General features: G+C 62.8%; 5 protein-coding genes. All 5 read right to left on the reverse strand.

What is annotated here, in order from left to right:
• A partial coding sequence (locus AC1DOC_RS23205; protein WP_478130569.1) for a tRNA ligase subunit PheS family protein occupies positions 1 to 759 on the reverse strand: 759 nt, incomplete at its 3' end.
• 113 nt (positions 760 to 872) lie between these two features.
• Complete coding sequence (gene rplT / locus AC1DOC_RS23210; RefSeq protein ID WP_012747009.1) at positions 873 to 1,232, reverse strand: 50S ribosomal protein L20; 360 nt, start codon at positions 1,230 to 1,232, stop codon at positions 873 to 875.
• A gap of 24 nt (positions 1,233 to 1,256) precedes the next feature.
• Complete coding sequence (gene rpmI, locus AC1DOC_RS23215) at positions 1,257 to 1,460, reverse strand: 50S ribosomal protein L35 (protein ID WP_007832497.1); 204 nt, start codon at positions 1,458 to 1,460, stop codon at positions 1,257 to 1,259.
• A gap of 170 nt (positions 1,461 to 1,630) precedes the next feature.
• On the reverse strand, positions 1,631 to 2,251 hold the full coding sequence (infC, locus tag AC1DOC_RS23220) for a translation initiation factor IF-3 (RefSeq protein ID WP_080515731.1): 621 nt from the start codon (positions 2,249 to 2,251) through the stop codon (positions 1,631 to 1,633).
• Between the two features lie 105 nt (positions 2,252 to 2,356).
• Positions 2,357 to 3,948, reverse strand: a 1,592-nt coding sequence (thrS, locus tag AC1DOC_RS23225; RefSeq protein ID WP_478130570.1) for a threonine--tRNA ligase, incomplete at its 5' end; no start/stop codon positions are given.

Genomic DNA, 3,948 nt, shown 5'->3' on the forward strand with positions numbered 1-3,948 from the left:
GAACACCACCTTCAGGTCCTTGAAGCTCACGTTCTCGCCGAGCCACAGGCCTTCGCACTGGTGGAACATGGGCGAGTGCGTGGCGTCGCTGTCGACGCGGTAGGTGCGGCCCGGCGCGATCACGCGGATCTCGGGCGCCTTGACGGTACCGGTGGTGTCGGCCGCGGCCGCCGCGAATTCGGCGGCGTACTTCTTGATGTGCTGATGCGCATAGCGCACCTGCATCGGGCTGGTGTGCGGACGCAGGTTGTAGGGAATGCCGTCGTCGCCGTTCAGGTCGACGTAGAAGGTGTCCTGCATCGAACGYGCMGGATGRTTCGGCGGGTTGTTGAGCGARGTGAAGCTGTGCCAGTCGCTCTCGATYTCGGGGCCGTCGGCCACGTCGAAGCCCATGCTCGAGAAGATCTCCTCGATGCGCTCCAGSGTGCGGCTCACGGGGTGCAGGCCCCCCGGAATACGGCGCCGGCCGGGCAGGCTCACGTCGAGCGCCTCGGCGCGCAGCTGCAGCGAAAGCTCTTCGTCGGCCAGCTGCTGGCGCCGTTCGGTCAGTGCGGACTCGATCGCCTGCTTGGCCACGTTGATGGCGGCGCCGCGCGACTTCTTCTCGTCGACGCTGAGCGCGGCCATGCCCTTCATCAGCTCGGTGATGCGGCCCGACTTGCCGAGGAACTGGGCCTTGGCGTTTTCGAGCTCGGCGGGCGTTTTCGCTTCGGCGAAGGCGGCGCGGGCGGTGTCGACAAGGGAGTCCAACTCGTTCATAGCAACAAAAATTAGGCGGGGAAATAAAAAAAGAGCTGGAGCCTTTTCAAGCGCCAGCCCTTGTGCCGTGGGCGCAGGAAGCCGCCCGAAGGCGRCACTCCTGCTGTGCAGAATCAAGCAGCCAGCTTGGCCTTGACCTGCTCCACGATGCCGGCAAAAGCGGCCTTGTCGTGCACTGCGATGTCCGCAAGCATCTTGCGGTCGATCTCGATCCCGGCCTTGCGGATGCCGTTGGCGAACTGGCTGTAGGTCAGGCCCAGTTCGCGCGAGGCGGCGTTGATACGCGCGATCCACAGTTGACGGAAAACGCGCTTCTTGGTGCGGCGGTCACGGTAGGCGTATTGCCCAGCCTTCATCACCGCCTGTTTGGCGATGCGGAAGACATTGCCGCGGCGACCGCGGAAACCCTTGGCGAGTGCGAGAACTTTCTTGTGGCGGGCGCGAGCCGTTACACCACGTTTGACGCGAGGCATGTGTGTACTCCTTGTTCGTCTGAGTTAAATGCCACGGCCGGGCAGCATGGCAGCGACAGAAACCATGTTGGTCTCATGCACTGCGACTGCACCACGCAGGTGACGCTTGTTCTTGGTGGTCTTCTTCGTCAAGATGTGACGCTTGAAGGCTTGACCGCGCTTGACGGTGCCACCGGGACGAACGCGGAAACGTTTTTTCGCGCTGCTCTTGGTCTTCATTTTGGGCATGTGAATGCTCCTTTAGTTTGTGCTCGTGAGGCGCCGCGGATACTCCACGGACTTGTTGGCCCCGAGACACTTCTTTATCCCGCCGCTGCCTACCCTTCTTGCGAAGCGCCGGCAGCGGCGAAATTCTTCATCAAACCCTGCTATCTCTACCCGCTGCCGTGGCAGCCTTTTCAGGCCGCCGCTGGCGCCGATGCTTCCGAAGAAGCCGGCTTTGCGGCACCACCGCCGCCGCCCGGCTTCTTGCGGCCCGGCGCGATCATCATGATCATCTGCCGGCCTTCGAGCTTCGGAAACTGCTCCACGACGATCAGGTCGCCCAGCTCATCGCGGATCCGCTGCAGCAACGCCAGACCGAGCTCCTGGTGCGTGATCTCGCGGCCGCGGAAGCGCAGCGTGATCTTGCATTTGTCGCCCTCTTCAAGAAAGCGCTTGATGTTGCGCATCTTGATGTTGTAGTCGCCGTCGTCGGTACCGGGGCGGAACTTGATTTCCTTGACCTCGATGACCTTCTGCTTCGACTTGGCCTCGGCCGCCTTCTTCTGCTCGTGGTACTTGAACTTGCCGTACTCGATCAGACGGCACACGGGCGGATTGGCCGCGGCAACGACCTCTACCAGATCCACGTCAGCCTCACCGGCGAGGCGCAAGGCCTCGGAGAGACTCATAACACCCAATGGCTCGTTTTCCGGGCCTACAAGGCGGACTTCCGGGGCCATGATTTCCCGGTTCAGGCGGTGTTGGCGTTCCTCGCGGTGGCGGCGGTCGCGAAATGCAGTAGCGATGGTCAGAATCCTTCAAAAATTGCTACAAAATCTGTAGCGGACGCCGGGTCAGTCCTCGCGGACAAGCGGCATGATTTGGACGAGAAGCACATATGAGGGTGCTTCCGGGACAAATCAACGCTTGTCAGCAACATCCTGGACGAGCCGTTGCACGAACGATTCGAGGGACATTGCACCGAGGTCTTGATTGCCCCGGGCGCGCACTGCGACGGCACCAGCTTCTCTCTCTTTGTCGCCTACGACAAGGATGTAGGGAAGCTTTTGCAACGAATGCTTGCGTATTTTATACGTAATCTTCTCGTTGTGCAGATCCAGCTGGACCCTAAGCCCTTGATTCTGCAGCGTTTTCGCCACTGAAGCGGCGTAGTCGGCCTGGCCTTCGCTGATGTTGAGCACCGCCACCTGCACCGGAGCGAGCCATGCGGGCAGCGCGCCGGCATGGTGTTCGATCAGCATGCCGATGAAGCGCTCGAGGCTGCCGACGATGGCGCGGTGCAGCATGACGGGGTGTGCGCGGCCGCTCGTTTCCGTGACGTATTCGCCGCCCAGTCGCTCGGCCGTGTTGAAGTCGACCTGCATCGTGCCGCACTGCCACTGGCGGCCCAGCGCGTCCTTCAGCGTGTATTCGATCTTGGGGCCGTAGAAGGCACCATCGCCGGGCGAGATGATGAAGTCGACGCCCGAGCGGCGCAGCGCCTCCATCACCGCGTGCTCGGCCTTGTCCCAGAGCTCGTCGGAGCCCACGCGGTTGTCGGGGCGCGTGGCCACCTTGTAGAGGATTTCCGTGAAGCCGAAGTCGGCGTAGACCTTCTGCAGCTGCGCCGTGTAGGCCACGCATTCTTCGAGGATCTGGTCCTCAGTGCAGAAGATGTGGCCGTCGTCCTGCGTGAAGCCGCGCACGCGCATGATGCCGTGCAGCGCGCCGCTGGGCTCGTTGCGGTGGCACTGGCCGAACTCGCCGTAGCGCAGCGGCAGGTCGCGGTAGCTGCGCAGGTCGCTCTTGAAGATGAGCACGTGGCCCGGGCAGTTCATCGGCTTGAGCGCGTATTCGCGCTTTTCCGACTCCGTCGTGAACATGTTGTCGCGGTAGTTCTGCCAGTGGCCCGTTTTCTCCCACAGGCTCTTGTCGAGGATCTGCGGGCCCTTCACTTCCCAGTAGCCCGTGTCGCGGTAGATGCCGCGCATGTACTGCTCGACCGCCTGCCACAGGGCCCAGCCCTTGGGGTGCCAGAACACCACGCCCGGCGCCACTTCGTCGATGTGGAAAAGATCCAGCTCCTTGCCCAGCTTGCGGTGGTCGCGCTTCTCGGCTTCCTCGATGCGCTGGATGTACTGGTCGAGCTGCTTCTTGTCGGCCCAGGCCGTGCCGTAGATGCGCTGCAGCTGCTCGTTCTTGGCGTCGCCGCGCCAGTAGGYGCCGGCGAGCTTCGTGAGCTTGAAGACCTTCAGGAAGCGCGTGTTCGGCACGTGCGGGCCGCGGCACATGTCGACGTATTCCTGGTGGTAGTACAGGCCCATGGCCTGCTCGTCGGGCATGTCCTCGACYAGGCGCAGCTTGTAGTCCTCGCCGCGCGACTTGAAGACCTCGATGACCTCGGCGCGCGGCGTCATCTTCTTGACCACGTCGTAGTCCTGCGCAATGAGCTCGCGCATGCGCGCCTCGATGGCGGCCATGTCCTCGGGCGTGAAGGGGCGCTCGTAGGAGA

The organism is Variovorax sp. 01T439_2, assembly GCF_056398445.1.

Coding starts and splice junctions, on each gene's coding strand:
- rplT (WP_012747009.1), bottom strand. CDS start 1,232: ATGCCTCGCGTCAAACGTGGTGTAACGGCTCGCGCCCGCCACAAGAAA.
- rpmI (WP_007832497.1), bottom strand. CDS start 1,460: ATGCCCAAAATGAAGACCAAGAGCAGCGCGAAAAAACGTTTCCGCGTT.